This is a genomic window from Janthinobacterium sp. SUN026 (genome assembly GCF_030397625.1).
Classification (GTDB): domain Bacteria; phylum Pseudomonadota; class Gammaproteobacteria; order Burkholderiales; family Burkholderiaceae_D; genus Janthinobacterium; species Janthinobacterium kumbetense.
Genome location: NZ_JAPQNU010000006.1, coordinates 57755 through 78537 on the forward strand (window position 1 = coordinate 57755; position 20783 = coordinate 78537).

Genomic DNA, 20783 nt, shown 5'->3' on the forward strand with positions numbered 1-20783 from the left:
ATGCGAACGATGGCAGGGCTATTTTCTGTTGGGTACGCCATGCTTGGGCGCGTATGGCACAACGGCGCGGCAGATGCGTTTGCCAGTGCGCTAATCGTTTGCTGCAAAGGGAAATTTTATCACAGACGCCCATGCTCCTGTGGATGGGGGACCGTTTTGCACGCGCATTGCACGCATCCTTGCGCGCGTCGGTATCGCGTGCGCGCCATCGCGCTAGCATGGGAGGGCACAGTACACAGCGAGGTGGTCATGCATGCACTTGCAACGACGGCAGACACGGCCACGGAACTGGCGGGCTGGCTGCGCCTGCAGCATCTGCCCGGCGTGGGGCCGGTGGCGGCGCGCGCCTTGCTGGCCCGCTTCGGCTTGCCGCCGGAGATCTTCGCCACGTCCTTCGAGTCCTTGCGCGAAGCGGTGCCGGCCAGCGTGGCGCGCGCCATCGTGCAGCCGCCCAAGCCCGTGGCCAACAGCCAGCTGGAACTCACCCTGCAGTGGCTGCAGCGGCCCGGCAACGCCGTGCTGACTTTGGCCGATGCCGCGTATCCGCCCCTGCTGCTGGAAATCGCCGATCCGCCGCTGTTGTTATATGTACGGGGGCGGGCGGAACTGCTGTCGCGTCCCGGCGTGGCCATCATCGGCAGCCGCAATGCCAGCGCGCAAGGCATGCAGAATGCGGCCGCTTTCGCGCAAGCGCTGAGCATGGCGGGCCTGACCATCATTTCCGGGCTGGCGCTGGGCATCGATACGCACGCGCACGAGGGCGGCTTGCGCGGCGCGGGCGGCACCGTGGCCGTGATCGGCACGGGCGCCGATCTGGTGTATCCGCGACGTAACCTTGATCTAGCGCAAAGAATTGCCGAACAGGGTTGCATCGTCAGCGAGTACGCGCTGGGCTTGCCCGCCATGCCAGCTAACTTTCCGCGCCGCAACCGCCTGATCAGCGGCCTGGCGCGCGGCGTGCTGGTGATCGAGGCGGCCGCGCAATCGGGTTCATTGATCACGGCGCGCCTGGCCGGCGAGCAGGGGCGCGATGTGTATGCCTTGCCCGGTTCCATCCATGCGACCCTGGCCAAGGGGTGCCATGCGCTCATCAAGCAGGGCGCCAAGCTGGTCGAGTCAGCCGATGACGTGCTGCAAGAGCTGCAGTGGCTGGGCGGCATCCCCGGCGCGCCGGCCGTGGTGGAAGACGAAGCGCCGCTGCTGGCCGCGCTGGGCCATGATCCCCTCGATGCCGATACCCTGGCCGCGCGCAGCGGCCTGGCCATGGGCGCGCTGATGGGCGAATTGCTGGCGCTGGAGCTGGCGGGCCGGGTGGAGCGCTTGCCAGGAGGACTGTTTCAACGCTGTAAATGACAGCTTGTCACTTGTGTGGCGGCCTTGCCGCACGGGGGCGCTTTGTCGGCGCGCACCCTTGTGTCGCAGCGAACTTAGCTGATAGAGTAGAGCCATGTTCGATATCCTGGTGTACCTCTACGAGACTTACTATCGCCCCGATGCCTGCCCCGAGCCGGCAGTCCTGGCGCGCAAACTGTCGGCCGTCGGTTTCGACGACGTGGAGATTTCCGAAGCGCTCGTCTGGCTGACGGACTTGAACGCCATGGCCGGCGTCGAACAAACCCTGACGGCCAGCTCCACGGGCACGCGCTTCTATGTGCAGCAGGAAAGCGACGTGCTGGGCACGGCCGCCGTCGGTTTCATCCAGTTCCTGGAAAGCGCCAAGGTGCTGTCGCCGCTGCAGCGCGAAATCGTCATCGAACGGGCGCTGGCGCTCGACGAGGCGCCCGTTTCGCTGGGCAAGCTGAAAGTCATCGTGCTGATGCTGCTGTGGAGCCAGGGCAAGGAACCGGACGCCCTGATGTTCGACGATCTGTTTGTCGACGACGAAGACCTCCCGCCGCGCTTATTGCACTAATATATAGACGTCGCTGGCGGCCGCTGTCGCTGCCTGCCTGACCCTGGCGCCGCCGCCGCGCCATCCCCATTACCATGTGCTGCACCAGCGCGCCCGCCAGCCTGTTGTGTTTGCGCTTGCGCATTCTTGCTTGCAGATAACTTGCCGAATTCTTCAATAGGCGCTTATCATTGGCCGCTTGACAAGACCACAAGTCACAAGGCCTTGCGCAGACAAAAGCGTCGGCGCCTGGCAATGCACTGTATGATGCGCATGCTGAAACTATCCTAGAGCATTTTTCGAGACTAAAAAATATGACAAAAACCCTCATCATCGCCGAGAAGCCTTCTGTCGCGAACGATATCGCGAAGACGCTTGGCGGCTTTACCAAGCACGATGAGTACTTTGAATCGGATGAATACGTCCTGTCGTCGGCGGTCGGCCACTTGCTGGAGATCGCCGTGCCGGAAGAATTCGACGTGAAGCGCGGCAAATGGAGTTTCGCGCACTTGCCGATGATTCCACCGTATTTCGCGCTGAACCCGATCGCCAAGACGGAAGCGCGCCTCAAAGTATTAAACAAGCTGATCAAACGCAAAGACGTCACCACCCTCATCAACGCATGCGATGCGGGGCGCGAAGGCGAGCTGATTTTCCGCCTGATCGCGCAAAACGCGAAAGCCAAGCAACCGGTCAAGCGCCTGTGGCTGCAGTCGATGACGCCGGGCGCCATCCGCGACGGTTTCTCGCACCTGCGCAGCGACGAAGAAATGCTGCCGCTGGCCGATGCGGCCCGCTGCCGTTCGGAAGCCGATTGGTTGATCGGTATCAATGGCACGCGCGCCATGACGGCGTTTAATTCGAAAGAAGGCGGTTTTTATCTGACTACCGTGGGCCGCGTGCAAACGCCGACCCTGTCCATCGTGGTCGAACGCGAAGACAAGATCAAGAAATTCGTGCCGCGCGACTTCTGGGAAGTGCGCGCCGAATTCGTTTGCGCGGCCGGCATCTATGAAGGCCGCTGGCTCGACACGAAGTTCAAGAAGGACGAGAACGACCCCGAGAAGCGCGCCGAGCGCCTGTGGAGCAAGACGGCTGCCGATTCGATCGCCACCGCCTGCCGCGGCCGCCAAGGCAATGTCACGGAAGAATCGAAACCGACCACCTCGATGGCGCCGGGCCTGTTCGACCTGACCAGCCTGCAGCGCGAAGCGAACTCGCGTTTCGGCTTCTCGGCCAAGAACACCCTGGGCCTGGCCCAGGCGCTGTATGAAAAGCACAAGGTGCTGACGTATCCGCGTACCGATTCGCGCCACCTGCCGGAAGACTACATGCCGACCGTGCTGCAGGCGCTGGAAACGGTCAAGGACAACAGCAACTACCACCAGTTCGCCAAGCAGATCATCGACAAGGGCTGGGTCAAACCGAACAAGCGCATTTTCGACAACACCAAGATCTCGGATCACTTCGCGATCATCCCGACGACGATCGCGCCGAAGAACCTGTCCGAGCCGGAACAGAAGCTGTATGACCTCGTCACGCGCCGCTTCATGGCCGTGTTCTTCCCGCCTGCGGAATTCCAGGTCACCACGCGCTACACGGAAGTGTCCGGCCATCAGTTCAAGACTGAAGGCAAGGTCATGACCAATCCGGGCTGGCTGGCCATCTACGGCAAGGAAGCGTCGACGGACGCCGACAAGGAAAGCAATGGCAACGGCAACCTGGTGCCCGTCGCCAAGGGCGAGAAAGTGCAGACGGAAAGCGTCAACGCCAACGGCCTGGTGACGAAGCCGCCTGCGCGCTTCACGGAGGCGACCTTGCTGTCGGCCATGGAAGGCGCCGGCAAGCTGATCGACGACGACGAGCTGCGCGATGCGATGGCCGGCAAGGGTCTCGGTACCCCGGCGACGCGCGCGGCCACCATCGAGGGCTTGCTGACGGAACGTTACCTGATCCGCGAAGGCCGCGAATTGATTCCGACGGCTAAGGCATCGCAGCTGATGACTTTGCTCAAAGGCCTGGGCGTCAATGAATTGACGGCGCCGGAGCTGACGGGCGAGTGGGAATACAAGCTGTCGCAGATGGAAAAAGGCAAGATTTCGCGCGAAGAATTCATGCGCGAAATCGCGCAGATGACGCAGATCATCGTCAAGCGCGCCAAGGAATACGATAATGACACCATTCCGGGCGACTACGCGACCCTGGAAACGCCCTGCCCGAATTGCAGCGGCGTGGTAAAGGAAAACTACCGTCGTTTCGCCTGCACCAAGTGCGAATTCTCGATGAGCAAGACACCGGGTTCGCGCCAGTTCGAAATTGCCGAAGTGGAACAATTGCTGAAGGACCGCACCATCGGCCCGCTGCAAGGCTTCCGCTCGAAGATGGGCCGTCCGTTCGCCGCCATCCTGCGCATCGTGCGCGATGAAGAGATCAAGAACTTCAAGCTGGAATTCGATTTCGGCCAGAACGACGAGAGCGAAGATGGCGAAGGCGTCGATTTCACGGGCCAGACGCCCGTGGGACCGTGCCCCAAGTGCAACGCCGGCGTGTACGAAATGGGCCTGGCCTATGTGTGCGAACACAGCGTGGCCAAGCCGAAGACGTGCGATTTCCGCAGCGGCCGTATCATCTTGCAGCAGGAAATCTTGCCGGAACAAATGGCAAAACTGCTCAACGACGGCAAGACGGACTTGTTGCCGGGCTTTGTTTCGCAGCGTACCCGCCGCCCGTTCAAGGCATTCCTCGTGCGCGGCAAGGATGGCAAGGTGAGCTTCGAGTTTGAAGAGCGCAAGGCCAAGCCGGGCGCCAAGACGAAGGCGGCAGCGGCCGAGGCCGAAGGCGAAGAAGGCGCGGCGCCAGCAAAGAAAACGGCCGTCAAGAAAGCGGCAGCCGTCAAAAAAGCGCCGGCCAAGAAAGCTGCGGCCGTGAAAAAGCCGGCCGCCAAGAAGGCGCCGGCGAAGAAGGCGGCAGCGGCGGAGTAATCCGGCGCCCGCCGGTCAGGCAAACAAAAGCCAGGGATTTCCCTGGCTTTTTTTACGTCCCGAGGCTGGCTAAGAGCCTGTCCCAGTAGATGAATACATCCCCCGCTGGCGCGCCTCAGAAGCGGGGACTGCGTTGATCGTCGTCGTGTGGCTCGCCACGCGTCCTCCTCACGCCTTGTCCGCGCTCCTGATGTGCTGCCAGCAGAAGACGCTCCCTACTGGGATAGGCTCTTAGTCCAGGTAGTCGGAATACTCGCGCTGCGCGTAGTTCTGCAAGTTGGCCCACGGCTGTGCCTTGCTGACGGTGGGTTGCAGCTTGACGTCGACCCGGCGATAGAAGGTATTCGCGCGGTCGCCGCTCTCGATGATCAGGGGAATCTGTTTTTGCTCATCCCACAGGATGCGCTGGAACACGCCATTCTTTTCCACTTCGCGCCAGCGCGCGCCCGTCACGTTCGACGCCTGTTTCGACAGCGGCATGGCGGCCACCAGTTTCGGGTCCAGCAGATAAAAACTGTTTTCCCAGGAACCGTCGAAATTGACGTTTTCGTACTCGGCCTTGGGGATGGCGACGACGATCTTGTCATGCGCATCGATGTATTCCACGCGTACGGTGTTCTTTTCCAGCATCACGTGGCGCGGTATCAGCACGGGATTGAAGTGCTTGTGCTCATGTTGCGTGGCCGCGGTCGACGTTTTCAATGCCACTTTCTTGTTTTCACCGTGGCTGTGGCCCGCATGCGCATCGGTCGACGGCGCCAGCACGCGCTCGACCCACACGTGGCCGGGGCGGCGCAGCATCTTTTCTTCGTAGCGGCTTTCGCGCGTCACGCCTTCGGGCGTCAGGACGCGGCTGTAATAGGTGATGCCCAGGTCCAGGTCGGCAGGAGCGGAAGGCGTGGCAGGAGCGGCTTGCGCGCTGGCGGCAAAGCCGGCGGCCAGGAGGACGGCGATCAGGGACGATTTCATGGTGTTGCCTTTACGTGCAGAGGGGCGGAGGGCATACGCCATCCGCCCCGGTGGGGTTACCGTGTTGATGTGGATCAGAAGCCGAAGGCCGCCTTCAGCAGGTCAAACACCTTGGTGTTGTCCAGGGTGCCCTTGAAGGCCTTCGCGCCGGCGCCCGTGGCGAGCAGCTTGACGTCGCCGCCGCCGTGGGTTTCGCTGGCCAGGCGCACGCCTGTTTCTTGCAGGTAGTTGTCTTTCATGGCCGTGGCGCTGTCGACGTTGCTGCGCAGGGCAGGGCGGTTCGGGCCGTTGCCGAACACCAGGGTGGTGTAGGTATTGCCATCGACATCCTTGCTCGGCTGGTTATCCTTGTAGCCGCGGTTGATGTCGAGGATGTGGTTGCCGCGCTTGCCGTAGCCGTTGAAGGCCAAGGTGTGGTCATGGTCGGCCGTGACGACGATCAGGGTATTTTCCAGCTTCGGATCGGTTTCCTTGATCTTGGCGATGGCCACCTTGATGGCGTCGTCGAAGGCGATGGTGTCCGTCAGCGCGCGCTTGGCGTTGATGCCGTGCAAGGCGTGGTCGATGCGGCCGCCTTCGACCATCAGGAAGTAGCCGTTCGCATTTTTCGACAGCAAGTCGATGGCTTTCAGCGTCATTTCCGACAGGCTAGGCTGGGTCGCGCCTTCGCCCAGCGGCGGCGTGGCGGTGCGGTCCAGTTCATATTCCAGGTGGCTGCGGGTGCTGTACAGGCCGATGAATTTCTTGCCGCTCTGCGCCGCAGCCATTTCCGCCTTGTTGGCGGCCACGGTGTAGCCCTTGGCGGCAAATTCCGTCAACAGGTTGCGGCCATCGGCGCGGCCATACTTGTTGCTGGCCGACCAAGGCGTAAAGTGGTTGCGGCCGCCGCCCATCAGCACGTCGACGCCGTCGCCCAGGGCCGCGTTGTAGCCCGCGCCGCCCGGCACCGTTTGTGCGGCGATCGCGTATTGCGCATTGCGGTTGCATATGTGCGAGAAAGTCGTCGCCGGCGTGGCGTGCGTCAGTTCCGTGGTGGTGATGGCGCCCACGGCCTTGCCCTTGGCTTTCGCCAATTCCAGGATGGTCGGCGCGCTCTTGCCGCCGGCCGGGCAGTTGTCCACGCCCAGGTTGCCGTTGACGTCGCGGCTCGGTTCCTTGGCGATGGTGTCCTGCGCCATCGAGATGACTTCATTGTTCATCTTGACGCCGGTCATGTAGGCGGCCATCGATGGCGCGCTGTCCGTCGTTTGCGCATCGTTCGAGAACGTCTTGATGCGCGCCGTGCGCTCCAGCGTGTCCATCGTCAGGTTGCCGTCTTCCTGGTACTGGTAGATGCGCGCTGCCGTCACGACGGACGGGCCCATGCCGTCGCCGAGGAAGAAGATGACGTTCTTGGCGTCGGCGGCGTAGGCGCTGGCGACGCTGGCGGCCACGAGCGTGGTCAGCAAGGAGAGTTTCAGGGCCGATTTCAGTGCGGCGGGTGTCGATGCAAGTTTCATGTGCTTGTCCAATTCTTGTCTCTTGGGGATTACAGACCGCCGGCGGTCTTGACCAGGCCGAATACTTTGGTGTTTTCGATGGTGCCAAGGAAGGTTTCCGAACCCTTGCCGATGGCGCCCAGGAAGACGTCGGTGCCGCCGTGGGTTTCATTGCCGACCGCGGTGCGGATCACTGCTTCCTGGTGGTAATTATTGGCGCTGGTGACGGTTTCATCGAGGCTGGCCATGGCGGCGCGGCTCGATTGCGTGCGGTTTTCGCCATTGCCGAAGCCGATGATCGAATACGGTGCGCCATCCAGGTCTTTCTCGACCGCGCCGGTCACGTAGTTCTTCACCACGCCCAGCACGCCAGGGTTGCCGGCAGCCGTCTTGCCCGTGCGCTTGGCGTAGCCGTTCAGCACCAGCGTGTGGTCATGGTCGGCCGTGACGACGATCAGGGTATTGGCCAGGGTCGGATCGGTCAGCTTGGCTTTTTCGATGGCGGCCTTGATGGCGTTGTCGAACGCGACGGTGTCTTGCAGCGCTTTCTTGGCGGTCGTTTCGTGTAGCGCATGGTCGATGCGGCCGCCTTCGACCATCAGGAAGTAACCCTTCTTGTTCTTGGCCAGCACGTCCATGGCCTTGGTGGTCATTTCCGCCAGGCTAGGTTCCTTCGCTGCGTCGCGGTCCAGGTCGTAGCTCATGTGGCTGGACGTGAACACGCCGAACAAACGGTCCGTCTTGGCCGCATCGACGGCCTTGAAGTCGGTGGCGTTGTTGGCGACCGTGTAGCTTTTGGCTTTCAATTCGGCGATCAGGTCGCGGCCGTCGGAACGCTTGCCGCCATCCTTGAATTGCGTGAAGAATTGCGCGCCGCCACCGAGGACCACTTCCAGGCCGGTGGTGCCCAGGGCGCTGTTGTAGCCCGTGCCGCCCGGCACCAGGGCCGCGGCGATATCGTTTTCCAGGTCGCGGTGGCAGATGTGCGAGTAGGTTGCGGCCGGCGTGGCGTGCGTCACGCGCGCCGTGCTGACGACGCCGGCGGCGAAGCCCTTGGCCTTGGCCAGTTCCAGCAAGGTGGTGGCGGGCGTGCCGTTGCCGGTGCCGCATTTGTTGACCAGCTTGTTGTTGTTCGCATCCGTGCCCGGATCGATGGCGACCGTGTTGGCCGACATGGAGATGACTTCATTGTTCATCTTGACGCCGGTCATGTAGGCGGCCATCGATGGCGCGCTGTCCGTCACTTGCGCGTCGTTCGAGTACGTTTTCACGAAGGCCGTTTCCGGCAGGGTGTCCATGGTCAGCGCACCCTCTTCGCCCACGGAATAGATGCGCGCGGCCGTCATGGTGGTCAGGCCCATGCCATCGCCAAGGAAGAAGATGACGTTTTTCGGCGGCGCTTCAGCCACTGTCTCTTCTTTTTTTGCGTCGCTGCCGCAGGCGGCCAGCATCAGGGTGATGGCGACGCTGCAGCCAGCGACGGAAATTTTTCTGCGTGTCATGTGGTTCATCCGGCTAGGTTTGAAAGAGCTAGCAAGATAACAATCCAATGTGACACCCTCATGACGCTGTGACACATTTTGCGACGGCACTACGCCGCCGCAGTGGCGTGACTTTGGCACGCGCCGTCGTTGGAAAAATACGCCGTAGCGTGTTCGTCATCGCGTGATTGCATCGATATAAGCAACAAACTATTGCGCTTTACCTGGTTTTTCTACCGCTTTGAGCAACGTAAGATGCAGTCATCCCAATCATCTTGTGAAGGCGCATCATGTTCTCCAAATCCATCAGCAGCGTTCTTGTCTCCACCCTGTTTGCCGCCGGCGCCGCCTCGGCCGCCGCCAGCGCACCCCTGACCCTGGAAGTCTTCAATCCGGGCGAAGCGGCCATCTTTCCCGTCGCTTCCGTGCTGGTCGCGGGCAAGCATGACGCCGTGCTGATCGATGCGCAATTCTCGCGCGCCGAAGCGCAAAAACTGGTGGAAAAGATCCGCGCCAGCGGCAAGAAACTGACGACGGTGTACATCAGCCACAGCGATCCCGATTTTTACTTTGGCCTCGACGTGATCAAGGCAGCGTTCCCGCAGGCGAAAATCGTTGCCACGCCAGAAACCGTCGCGGAAATCCGCCGCAAGGCCGACGCCAAGGTCGCCTACTGGGGCCCGATCCTGAAAGACAACGCGCCGCACGGCATCGTCATCCCCGACGCGCTGAAGGGCAAGCGCATCAGCCTGGAAGGCCAGTCGCTGGACATCGCCGGCCCGACGCCAGCGCGCACCTATGTGTGGATTCCATCGATCAAGGCCGTCGTCGGCGGCGTGGTGCTGTTTAGCAACTTGCACGTGTGGACGGCCGATACGCAAAGCCTGCAATCGCGCCAGGACTGGCTCAAGACCCTGGACGGCATCGCCGCCCTGAAACCCGTCACTGTCGTGCCGGGCCACTTCAAGGTCGGTTCGCCCCTGACGCCGGACAGCATCGGTTTTACGCGTGACTACCTGGTGACGTTCGAAGCGGAAACGGCCAAGGCCGCCAATTCGGCCGCCCTGATCGAAGCGATGAAAGAGCATTATCCGAAGCTGGGCCTCGATGGCGCATTGGAGACCAGTGCGAAGGTCGCCAAAGGCGAAATGAAATGGTAAGCGACAACAAGGAGGCCGGCATGCCCACACTGCACTACATTTTCGATCCCCTGTGCGGCTGGTGCTACGGCGCCGCGCCGCTGGTCGAGGCGGCGCGCGCCGTGCCAGGACTGACGCTGGCCTTCCACGCCGGCGGCATGATGACGGGCAGCAATCGCCGCCAGATCACGCCCGCCTGGCGCGGCTATGTGCTGCCGCACGACCGGCGCATCGAGCAATTGTCTGGCCAGCCCTTCGGCGACGCCTATATCAACGGCTTGCTGAACGACACGACGGCCATGATGGATTCCGAACCGCCGATCACGGCCATCCTGGCGGCCGAATCGCTGGCTGGCAAGGGCCTGGACATGCTGCAGCGCGTGCAACGCGCCCATTACGTGGACGGCTTGCGCATCGCCGACCTGCCCGTGCTGGTGGCGCTGGCGCAAGAACTGGGCATGGACGGCGCCGCCTTCCAGGCCGCGTATGCGCAACAGGCGGGCGCCGCCGCGCAGCGGCATATCGACGCCAGCCGCGCCTTGCTGGCGCAGGTGGGCGGCCAGGGCTTTCCCACGTTCGTGCTCGACGATGGCAGCGGCAAGCTGTCCGTGATCGATATCGGCGGCTTCCTGGGCCAGCCGGCGAAACTGCAGGCACAACTGGGTGGCGTGTGCGATACGCACGGTTGTGTATTGTAAATATCTATCGGTTCGATAAAATCAATTAGCTTTTCCTTTGTTGTTGACCTCGTTACACTAGTTCTATTAGTCAACAACGAAGGAAAAGCAGCCATGAGCCAACAGCCGCCATTCAGTACCGCCTCGGGCATCCCCGTCGCCGACAACCAGAATTCCCTCAGCGCCGGCCCCCGTGGCCCCTTGCTGCTGCAAGACTTCCACCTGATCGAAAAACTCCAGCATTTCAACCGCGAGCGCATTCCCGAGCGCGTGGTGCACGCGAAAGGTTCGGGCGCCTACGGCACCTTTACCGTCACGCACGACATTTCACGCCATACCAAGGCCAAGCTGTTCAGTGAAGTGGGCAAGCAGACGGCCACCTTCGCACGCTTTTCCACCGTCGGTGGCGAACGCGGCAGCGCCGACACGGAACGCGACCCGCGCGGTTTCGCCGTGCGCTTCTATACGGAAGAGGGCAACTGGGACCTCGTCGGCAACAACACGCCCATGTTCTTCATCAAGGACCCGATCAAGTTCCCCGACTTTGTCCACACGCAAAAGCGCGATCCGCAAAGCAACTTGAAATCGGCGGAAATGATGTTCGATTTCTGGAGCCATGCGCCGGAAAGCTTGCACCAGGTCACCATGCTGTTCTCGGACCGCGGCACGCCGGACGGCTACCGCCACATGGATGGCTTCGGCAGCCACACGTATAGCCTGATCAATGCCGACGGCCAGCGCGTGTACGTGAAATGGCACTTCAAGACGCGCCAGGGCATCAAGAACCTGCCTGCCGCGGAAGCGGGCCGCCTGGCCGGTGCCGACCCCGACTACGCCCAGCGCGACCTGTTCGGCGCCATCGAGCGCGGCGATTTCCCCCAGTGGGAAGTCAAGCTGCAGGTGGCGACGCAGGAGCAACTCGATGCATGGGAGCAGCGCACGGGCTGGAACCCGTTCGATTTGACGAAAGTGTGGCCGCATGCGGACTTCCCGCTGCTGCCCGTGGGTATTTTCGAGCTGAACCGTAACCCGGACAATTACCACGCGGAAGTCGAGCAAGCGGCCTTTTCACCGGCCAACGCCGTGCCCGGCATGGGTTACTCGCCGGACAAGATGCTGCAAGGCCGATTGTTCGCCTACCACGACGCCCAGCTGTACCGGGTCGGTACGAACCACCAGCACTTGCCCGTGAATGCGGCCCGCTGCCCCTTCCACAACCAGCAGCGCGATGGCGGCATGGCGATCAACAATGGCGGCGCGGCGCGCAACTATGCGAACGTGGCGGCAGCAGGTACGCAGCCGCAAGGGCTGGGCCACGGCGAGCCGGCGCTGGACCTGGCCGGCGGCGCGGCGCGCTACGATGGCCGCGGCGTGGAAGATGATTACACGCAAGCCGGCAATCTGTTCCGCTTGATGTCGGTGCAGGCGAAGCAAAACCTGTTCGACAACCTGGCCGGTCCCTTGAGCCAGGTGCGGCCGGAAACCCTGCAGCGTCAGCTGGGCCACTTCGACCGGGCCGATGCCGCGTATGGCGCCGGCGTGCGGGCCGCCTTGCAGGCACGTGGCGTGGTGCTGTAATTGTGTGTTGCAGGCGGAACAAGCTTGTTCCGCCTGTTGTTGATACAGCACAAATTAGAGGGAGATACCAAATATTGCCGTATGGACATATTTGCCGCCCATGCGTAGACTTGTCGGTCTGATGATCGCGCCGCCTTCCTGGCAGCGTCCTGACTAGAAAGTCTTGTAATATGAATATGGCGAAGCTGTCGGTGCATGGGGACGACCCCACGCTCAAATCCATCCTGGAAGTCTTGCCCACGGATCCCGAACGGCAATGGCGCAAGGGCGAGGCGAAGGGCGCGGGCCGCGTGCATCTCGATTCCGGCTTCGAGGTGCTGATCGCGCAGGCATCCAAATCGCAAGTGTTGCCCTCGCGCATACGCAGCTACCTGGCCGAATGCCGCTCGCGCGGCGTCAGCTTCACCATGCCGCGTATCGTTGCTGAACTGCAACTGGAGCTGAATGGCGACGACACGGTCGACTCTCCGCTGGATCTGACCCTGGCCGACATGCAGCACCTGACGGAAATGGGTATCAGCCTGAGCCTGGTGACGCGTTGCGCCGAGGCTTGAGGAGCGCCTGAGAATAAAAAAAATGGCCACCTTTCCAGGGTGGCCATTTTTTGTCATGGTTCGGCGATGTCGACGGTGACCATATTGTCATCGGGTTTGCGGTCGATCAGCTTGTTGTCGGGATCGATGCCCGCCTTGCCGGGACGGCTGCCCACGATGACGGTATAGCTCGCTTCGCGCGCCGTCATGCGCAGGCGTTCGCGCAGCAGCGGATGGCCGTTCGCGTCGTCGACGCCGATCTCGATCCAGTCGTGCAGGGGCGCGTCGTGTTCCTCTCCCTGTTCGCCGGCCGTCAACTTGCTCGCCTGCACTTTCACGGTGACGGCGTACTTGCCGTCGCTGCGTTTCGTGGCCGTGGCCGACAGGGCGCGGTTGTCGAACAACACGATTTTCTCGAACAGGTCGTCGATCAGGTAAGCCTGCTCGGGCGGCGTGACCTGGCGCAAGCCCTGGATCAGGGCCGTCACGCTGGCATACGGCGGGCCTTTCTGGCCATGGCTCTTCAGCAACTCGCGCAGCACGCCGTTGACCTTGTCTTCGCCGATGATGTCTTGCAGCAAGTACATGGCCAGGCTGCCCTTGTTGTAGTGGATGTAGGGCTGGTTTTCATTCTCGGCCAGCGGCAATTCCTTCTTGCGCTCTTCGCTGCGTCCCATCAGGTATTGATTCAGGTCATAGCGCAGGAAGCGGCGCATCTTGGCCGGCCCCGCGGTTTTCTTCATCACCATCAGGGCCGAATACTCGGCCAGGGTTTCGCTGAGCACGGTAGCGCCCCGTGTATTGCCGCCCACCAATTGATGCGCCCACCACTGGTGCGCCACTTCATGCGCCGTCACGTAGAACGGATAATCGATATCCTTGGGATTCTTGTCATCGACCCTGGCGATGAAGCCCAGCCCTTCCGAGTACGGTATCGTGTTCGGGAACGATTGCGCAAACGTGGCGTAGCGGGGGAATTCGACGATGCGCAGGACCTTGTGCTGGTAGGGGCCGAAGTTCTTCGTGTAGTACTCGAGCGCTTCCTTGCTGCCGCGCACGAAGCGATCGAGGTTGTATTCGTGGCCCGGGTGGTAATACACGTCGATGGCCACGTCTTGCCAGCGCTCGTGCTTGACGGCGTAGCGGGCCGACTGGAACGCGTAAAAATTCAGGATCGGCTGTTCCATCGTGTAATGGAAGTAATGGCGGCCCTTGGCGATCCAGTCGTTGTCCAGCATGCCCGGCGCGATGGCCGTCTGGCCGTCGACGGTACTGACGGTGGCGTCGAAGTTGATGCGGTCGGCGTCGTTGCTGATGTAATTGTCGGCCAGCCCCCGTGCATCGTCGCGCGGCAAGGCCCGTTCGCGCGCCGGCAAGCCGTGTTTCTTGCGGTCGCGCGGATCCGTCAATTCCTGCTGTGGCTGGTAGCCGATGTGGGGCAGCACGGCATTCGTGAAGAAGGTGCCGTTGGCCACCACGGGCGTGTCCTGGCCCAGGCCGAAGATGCCGCGCGGCGCAAAGCGGACGTCGAAATCGAGGCCCAGGGTGGCGCCCGGCGCCAGCGGCGCGGCCAGGCGGTAGCTGTAAAAGCCCAGCTTGCCGTCATCGAGGCCGGGATGCACGCGCGCGTCAAAACGCAGGCGCATGGTGGAGCTCGGATCTTGCTGCACAAAAATATGGCTGATCGGCAGGCTGGTCTTGTTTTGCAGCACATAGCGGCCCGTGACGGCCAGGGTGCGCTGCGCCGGGTAGATGGCCACGTCGAGTTTCACGTCGGTGATTCTCGGCTGTGGCGTGGCGGCAAACTTGCGGTACTGGCGCTCGACTGTGGCGCGGTCCGCATCGCGGGCGAATTCGGATTTGTAATCGTTGGCCACGTGGAAGACGTAGAACAGGACCGTGCCGGCGCCGATGAAGATCAGGGCACCGCCGGCAAAGCTGGCCAGCACGCCCTGCGTCAGGCCGTGGCGTGCCAGGCGCAGGCGGATGCGCCAGCTGTCCTGCGCGCCGCGGGGCCAGAACAGCAGCGACAGCACCGTCAGCATGACGGCCGCGCCGCTCCAGTACAGCAAGTACCAGCGTTCGCGCAACAGATAGTGGCCGGCGCCGTTCATGGCCGAATACACGAAGTCCGGCGTGTTTCCGTACAGCAGCAGCGGGTCGCCCAGGCCCAGCGAGGAAAAGCTGATGCTGGCGATGTGGTACAGGATCATGGCGAAATACGCCAAATACTTGTGATTGATCAATACCTGCAAAAAGATGGCCAGCACGGCGATCAGCGCGTAGGACGGCAGGTGCGACAGGAACAGCGATTCCAGGTACAGGCCGGGGTCGAGGCGGTAATAACCCTTGAAGACCTGGATCGACATGCCGCACAGCATGATTACCAGGCTCAGCAAGGCCTGCAGGCCGATCAGCGCAAACAGTTTCGACAGCAGGGGCAGCCAGTTCGGCACGGGCAGGGCGTCGAGCATCAAGTGCGTGCCCGCCTCGCGTTCGCGCCACACCAGTTCGCCCGCATAGAAAGTGGTAATGATCAGCATGAACAGGGCGAACGAGGCGCTGACCATGTCCAGCACCCTTTCCGTCACGGGATACGTATTCGTGCCATAGATGGAACCCATGTCGAGCGCGCCGCCATACATGGTCAGCACGCCGGCCAGCACGATGACGACAAAATAGATGTTCTTGATGGTTTCGCGCAGATTCAGCCAGCTCATCTTGAGGAGCAGGGCGGCCAGGTTGCGCTGCGCGAAGTCCGGTGTTTCCTGCGTGGACAGCGAAGCGTTCGACAGGCGCAGCGGGACGTCGCCCTCGCTGCGGCGCTTGCCGGCGCCCGCATCCGTCGTGGCGTGGAACTGGAAGCGCCAGTAGCCGAGCAGCAATGCCACCAGGGCGAAGCCGGACCAGATGGCGCGGTTCAGCAAATACACGCCTTCCAGGGTCACCAGGCGCGTGTTGCGCTCCGCGTTCGGCCAGTATTCCGTCAGGCGTATCAGCGCCGTGGTGCCGAAGGGGTCGATCAGGGCGGCCAGGGTCTTGTAGTCGAGGTCGCGCGCCAGGGACGGGGCCACCAGGTAGCCGATCAGCATGACCACCGAGCTGATGTAGACGGGCAGCATGCGCCGCGTCAGGGCCGCGATGACGAAGAAGATGGCGCCAAAGATGAACAGGTTCGGCAGCAGGGTAAACACATACGGCATCAGGTAGGCCAGCGCCCGTTGCGGCCCCAGCCGTTCCGGGTCGATGCCGGGCAGCCAGGCGCCCAGCCAGGCACCGATGACGATGCTGGAAAACACGACAGCCAGCACCAGGTAGGCGCCGAGGAAGCGGCCGAACACGTACTGGTATTTCCGGATCGGCGCGCTGAAGAAGAAATGCTGCATGCCGTATTCGAAATCCTGCTGCACCGAACGGCCCATCATGGCGGCCACCACGACGGCGCCGAAACAGCCCAGCAGGCTGCAGGTAAACGCCAGCGAGCGGGGCGCGTTGATCAGGAACTTGCCGCCGAAACTGATGCTCGCTTCCTTGAAGACGCCGCCGGCGGCGGCCATCCACAGCATGGCCAGCGCCAGGAACATGGCGAAATACACCCAGGTGGACAGCAGCTTGAGCCGCTGTCGCGCTTCAAAGCGGGCGATGGCAAACATGGCGCGCCCCTCAGTCGCACTGCGGGGCGACGCGGTGGCGCCCGGCAATGGTGGCGAAGTACAGGTCTTCCAGGTCGCCGATGGCTTCCTCGAAGCCGTCGCCCGGGTCGTCGTCGCTGTAGACGTGGATCAAGGTACGGCCCGACAGCAAGCGCGTGGAAATGACGGCGTGGCGCTGCTGGAAGCTGGCCAGCTCTTTCTTCTCGACGAAGCGCGCCCAGATCTTGCAGCTGACTTCGTCGATCAGTTCCTGGGTCTTGCCGCAAAGCAGCAAATGGCCCTTGTTGATGATGGCCATGTTGGCGCACAGGTCGGCCACGTCGGACACGATGTGGGTCGACAGGATCACCGTCTTGTCTTCGCCGATGTCGGACAGCAAGTTATGGAAGCGGACTCTTTCCTGCGGGTCGAGGCCGGCCGTCGGCTCGTCGACGATGATCAGTTTCGGGTCGCCCAGCAGGGCTTGCGCGATGCCGAAGCGCTGGCGCATGCCGCCGGAAAAGCTGCCCAGGCGCTGGTGGCGCACGTCGAACAGGTTGGTTTGCTGCAACAGGCCATCGACGACCTCGCGCCGGCGCGCCCGCTGCGACAGGCCTTTCAAGGTGGCGAAGTGGTCGAGCAGCTCGTAGGCCGTCACTTTCGGGTACAGGCCGAAGTCTTGCGGCAGATAGCCGAGCATGCGGCGGATCTCGTCCTTGTCGTCGAGCACGTCGTAGTCGCCGAAGAAAATGGAGCCGGAATCGCATTCCTGCAAGGTGGCCAGGGTGCGCATCAGGGTCGACTTGCCGGCGCCATTCGGGCCCAGCAAGCCAAACATCCCGGGCGGTATCGTCAGCGACACGTTATCCAGCGCCACCACGCCATTCGCGTAGGTCTTCGACAATTTGCGAATCTGCAATTCCATACAACTCCTAACTCATGCGTTGCAGCCCGATGGTGCAGGGCTTCTGTATGCTGGCATTGTATTGAATTTAAGACGTACTGGGCAGTTGCATGCGATACACGGCATTTTCGCGTGACCAGAGTGCAATTGGGCGGGGTGGACGGCGCGCCCGTGTGGGTCTTCCGTGGGGGCCTGTTTCGCCCCGCTGGCGCGCCGCGTGACTATCAATTACGGAATAGCACCGATTCACGGTTAAACCACCAGCGGCACAGCATCAGCAGGGCGCCTGCGATTACCGTGGTCGAGGCGAGGATCACGCCGAACATGCGGTAATCCATGGTGCCCTTGACCAATTCCTTCATGGCCAGCGACACGTTGGTCAGCGGCACCATGGCCCACATCCAGTTCAGTTCGACGCCGGGCAGCATGGCCGCTACCGTGGGCAGGATGACGAACAGCATCAATGGCGTGATCATGCCGGCCGCTTCCTTGTAGCTTTTCGCGTAGATCGAGATCGACAGCAGCAGCGAGGCAAAGATGGCGGCCGTGGGCACCAGCATCAGGGTCACCATGGCCAGGTCGGGCAAGCCGATGCTGCGCACCATCACGGCCATGTTGCCTTCGAGCGAACTGCCGAAGATGGCCAGCAGGGCGCCCATGCTGCCCACCATCAGCACGGCCGAGGTCATGCCCACCGTAAACAGCACGAGGAACTTGGCCAGCACGATGGCGCTGCGCGGCACGGGTGCCAGCAGCAGGGTTTCCAGGGTGCCACGCTCCTTTTCGCCGGCGCCCAGGTCGATGGCCGGATACATGGCCGCCGTCAGGCACACCATCAGCAGCAGATAGGGCAGCATGCCGCCGACGATGGCGCCCATCTGCTCGCGCTCGTTGGCCGTCGACTGTTTGTCGAGCACGATGGGGTGCAGGGCAAAGGCCAGCTGGGCCGGGCTCAGGTTCAGGGCCGACAGCGTGCTTTCGCGCAGGCTGGCGTTGTACGCCTCGACGATCTCGCGCACCCGCTGCTGGGTCACGTCGACCGTGCTGGCGCTGTTGTAGTGCAGCACTACCTTCGTTTGCTGCTGTTGCTGCAGCGATGCTTCAAAATGCGGCGGAATGACGACGGCGAACTTGATGGTGTCGTCGCCGATGGCGCGGCGGATGTCGCCCTCGCTGGCCAGCGGCACTTCGCGCAGGTTGTGCTGCTGGGCAAAACGCCCGCTCAAGCCCGGCGAATGGTCCTTGCCGAACAGGGCGTAGCGCATTTCCGCCGTCTTCGCGTTCTTGAACATATTGCTTGAAACATAAGCGAAGCCGCCAAAGATCAGCGGCATGGCAAAGATGGGGATCAAGATGGTGAAGATCAGCGTCTTGCGGTCGCGCGTGAGTTCCAGCAACTCTTTCATATAAATGGTCCACATGGCTCAGGCTCCCTGGTTGATGACGCTGACAAAGGCGTCGTACAGATCGGCACTGCCGCCCAGGTGGCGCAGGTCGCTGACCGTGCCATTGAAGGCGGTAGTGCCGCGGTTGATGATGCAGACGCGGTCGCACAGCTTTTCCACCTCGTGCAGGTGGTGCGTGGAAAAGATCAGCGGCACGCGCAGCGCCTTGTAGCTGGCGATGAAGTCGAGCAGGATCTTGGCCGACATCACGTCCAGGCCCGTCGTCGGCTCGTCGAGGATCACCACCTGCGGCTCGTGCACGACGGTGCGGGCGATCGCGCACTTCTGTTTCATGCCCGTCGACAATTGATCGGCTCGCTTACCGCCATATTCCTCCATTTGCAGCAGGGAAAACAGTTCGTCGCAACGGCGTTTCAGCTTGTCGGCCGGCATGCCATGCAGGCGGCCGAAATATTCCACGTTCTCGCGCGCCGTCAGGCGGCCATACAAGCCTGTCGAGCCGGACAGGAAGCCGATGCTCTGGCGCGCCACCAGCGGCTGGCGCAGCACGTCGACGCCGTTGACGAGGGCGCTGCCCGCGTCCGCCTGCAAGGCCGTCGACAGCAGGCGCAGGGTGGTGGTCTTGCCGGCGCCATTCGGGCCCAGCAGGCCCAGCACTTCGCCGGGGGCGCAGCTGAAACTGACGTCGCGCACGGCGTGAAACCAGCCCTCGTGTTCGCGCGGATCGCTGACGTGCACGGCCTTGCCCTTGTGGGGCGGCATGCGGAAACGTTTTGCCAGGTGCTTGACCTCAATCATGTGCTTCATCCATTTAACGGTGAAGAATGAGAGTAGCATGCAAAAAATGTAACTTGCAAGGTGGAAATATCGTTTGGTCTATTGAAAAAAACAGCATCTTCATGCAAGCTGGCCCGGTGGGCGCCGGCGGACGGCGCGGGAGAGCGCAATGCAAACGATCGATCAGGCGATGCAGGACAAGGTACTGGCCGTGGCGCGCGCCGGCATGACCAGTGCCGAAGCCATCGGTTTCTTCCGCGTCAGCCTGGGGCTGTACTACCTGGCGGGCCTGATGACGGAGGAAACCCTCGATTTCAAGCAGATCGACGCGAAATACAACCGTTTTATCTACCACTCGATCGGTGGCGGGCACAGCATCGCCAGCGTGCTGCAATTCATGAGCGGCGAGAAAGTCTTGCGCGTGCTGCAAGCGGAGCGTTTTCGCGCCGCGTTTGCCGAACATTGCCCGGACATCCCCGTCGACAGCATTTCTTTCCTGATTTCACTGAACCTGGGCGTGGCGAAAAGCCTGTCCGGCCTGGACGCCGTCGGCCCCGTGGTGGACTGGATCGAGCGGGAAAAAGCGCGCACAAGTCAATAAAGCCCCGTTCACCCTGCGCGCGGCGTGGGTACGGCAGGCCCTGATCGTCCTATAATCCATGTTTTCCCTTACATGAATAGCCACGATGACCGCGAACCGCCACTTTGACCCCCTGGATCGTTTGATTGTTGGCGCCGACAAGGCCCTGCGCGTCATGGCGGGCGTGGCTTCGGCCTCGCGCCCCACGCCGGCCGCGCATGCGCCCGATGCGGAACTGAGCCCGGCCGAACAGCGCCACAGCGCCGGCTTGATGCGCGTCAATCATGTGGGCGAAGTGTGCGCGCAAGCCTTGTACAACTCGCAGGCGCGCTATGCGCACAGCCCGGCCATCCGCGCCCAGTTCGACGAAGCGGGACGCGAAGAGGAAGACCATCTGGCCTGGACGGCGCAGCGCTTGACGGAGCTGGGCTCGCGTCTGAGTCTGCTCAATCCCCTGTGGTATGCGGGTTCGTTTGCGCTGGGCACCATCGCCGCGCGCATGGGCGACGGCCGCAGCCTGGGTTTCGTGGTGGAAACGGAACGCCAGGTGGAAGCGCACCTGGCCAGCCACTTGCAGGAATTGCCGCCGCAGGACGCCAAGTCGCGGGCCATTGTGAAACAGATGGCCATCGACGAAGTGGAACACGGCGCCGCTGCCCAGCGACTGGGCGCCATCGACACCCCGGCGCCCGTGAAGGCGTTGATGGGCATCATGGGGAAAGTGATGACGAAAACCGCGTATTACATTTAAAACAAA

16 protein-coding genes are annotated in these 20783 nt (G+C 62.3%); 9 read left to right on the forward strand and 7 right to left on the reverse strand.

Annotated features, from left to right (window positions below):
- Positions 1 to 249: 249 nt before the first annotated feature.
- From dprA to OX459_RS23630, 3 genes are all read left to right on the forward strand, one after another.
- A complete protein-coding gene (gene dprA, locus OX459_RS23620; RefSeq protein WP_289906775.1) occupies positions 250 to 1353 on the forward strand; it encodes a DNA-processing protein DprA in 1104 nt (367 codons plus the stop codon).
- A gap of 94 nt (positions 1354 to 1447) precedes the next feature.
- Entirely contained in the window at positions 1448 to 1912 is a 465-nt protein-coding gene (locus OX459_RS23625; protein ID WP_099665525.1) for a DUF494 domain-containing protein, read from the forward strand.
- A 293-nt stretch (positions 1913 to 2205) separates the two neighbouring features.
- Positions 2206 to 4872 carry a DNA topoisomerase III gene (locus OX459_RS23630; protein WP_077399489.1) on the forward strand — a complete coding sequence of 889 codons (2667 nt, stop codon included), beginning with the start codon at positions 2206 to 2208 and terminating at the stop codon, positions 4870 to 4872.
- Between the two features lie 231 nt (positions 4873 to 5103).
- Here OX459_RS23630 and OX459_RS23635 read toward each other — a convergent pair whose 3' ends face one another.
- From OX459_RS23635 to OX459_RS23645, 3 genes are all read right to left on the reverse strand, one after another.
- Positions 5104 to 5841, reverse strand: a complete 738-nt coding sequence (locus tag OX459_RS23635; RefSeq protein ID WP_289906776.1) for a hypothetical protein — start codon at positions 5839 to 5841, stop codon at positions 5104 to 5106.
- 74 nt (positions 5842 to 5915) lie between these two features.
- Complete coding sequence (locus OX459_RS23640; RefSeq protein ID WP_289906777.1) at positions 5916 to 7340, reverse strand: alkaline phosphatase; 1425 nt, start codon at positions 7338 to 7340, stop codon at positions 5916 to 5918.
- A gap of 29 nt (positions 7341 to 7369) precedes the next feature.
- Complete coding sequence (locus OX459_RS23645) at positions 7370 to 8770, reverse strand: alkaline phosphatase (RefSeq protein WP_251351107.1); 1401 nt, start codon at positions 8768 to 8770, stop codon at positions 7370 to 7372.
- Between the two features lie 320 nt (positions 8771 to 9090).
- Between OX459_RS23645 and OX459_RS23650 the strand changes: the two genes are divergently transcribed.
- From OX459_RS23650 to OX459_RS23665, 4 genes are all read left to right on the forward strand, one after another.
- Positions 9091 to 9960, forward strand: a complete 870-nt coding sequence (locus OX459_RS23650; protein WP_289906778.1) for an MBL fold metallo-hydrolase — start codon at positions 9091 to 9093, stop codon at positions 9958 to 9960.
- Positions 9961 to 9980: 20 nt separating this feature from the next.
- Positions 9981 to 10637, forward strand: coding sequence for a DsbA family protein (locus tag OX459_RS23655; protein WP_289906779.1), 657 nt, complete (start codon positions 9981 to 9983; stop codon positions 10635 to 10637).
- 93 nt (positions 10638 to 10730) lie between these two features.
- Entirely contained in the window at positions 10731 to 12194 is a 1464-nt protein-coding gene (locus OX459_RS23660; RefSeq protein ID WP_251350991.1) for a catalase, read from the forward strand.
- A 170-nt stretch (positions 12195 to 12364) separates the two neighbouring features.
- Positions 12365 to 12748, forward strand: coding sequence for a hypothetical protein (locus OX459_RS23665; RefSeq protein ID WP_251350992.1), 384 nt, complete (start codon positions 12365 to 12367; stop codon positions 12746 to 12748).
- 53 nt (positions 12749 to 12801) lie between these two features.
- Here OX459_RS23665 and OX459_RS23670 read toward each other — a convergent pair whose 3' ends face one another.
- From OX459_RS23670 to OX459_RS23685, 4 genes are all read right to left on the reverse strand, one after another.
- Positions 12802 to 16380, reverse strand: a complete 3579-nt coding sequence (locus tag OX459_RS23670) for a M1 family aminopeptidase (RefSeq protein ID WP_289906780.1) — start codon at positions 16378 to 16380, stop codon at positions 12802 to 12804.
- A 10-nt stretch (positions 16381 to 16390) separates the two neighbouring features.
- Positions 16391 to 17284 (reverse strand): ABC transporter ATP-binding protein, encoded by an 894-nt coding sequence (locus OX459_RS23675; protein ID WP_035824559.1) that lies wholly within the window; start codon positions 17282 to 17284, stop codon positions 16391 to 16393.
- Between the two features lie 203 nt (positions 17285 to 17487).
- Positions 17488 to 18684 (reverse strand): ABC transporter permease, encoded by a 1197-nt coding sequence (locus tag OX459_RS23680; RefSeq protein WP_289906781.1) that lies wholly within the window; start codon positions 18682 to 18684, stop codon positions 17488 to 17490.
- Positions 18685 to 18687: 3 nt separating this feature from the next.
- The gene (locus OX459_RS23685; RefSeq protein ID WP_289906782.1) at positions 18688 to 19467 is read right to left on the reverse strand and encodes an ATP-binding cassette domain-containing protein; all 780 of its coding nucleotides are present in this window, start codon (positions 19465 to 19467) and stop codon (positions 18688 to 18690) included.
- Between the two features lie 148 nt (positions 19468 to 19615).
- Here OX459_RS23685 and OX459_RS23690 point away from each other — a divergent pair, with 148 nt between their 5' ends.
- Together OX459_RS23690 and coq7 are read left to right on the forward strand one after the other, a co-directional pair.
- Positions 19616 to 20047: a hypothetical protein gene (locus OX459_RS23690; protein ID WP_077399521.1), complete on the forward strand. Its 432-nt coding sequence runs from the start codon at positions 19616 to 19618 to the stop codon at positions 20045 to 20047.
- Positions 20048 to 20132: 85 nt separating this feature from the next.
- Positions 20133 to 20777 (forward strand): 2-polyprenyl-3-methyl-6-methoxy-1,4-benzoquinone monooxygenase, encoded by a 645-nt coding sequence (gene coq7, locus OX459_RS23695; RefSeq protein ID WP_035824568.1) that lies wholly within the window; start codon positions 20133 to 20135, stop codon positions 20775 to 20777.
- The last annotated feature ends 6 nt before the right edge of the window (positions 20778 to 20783 follow it).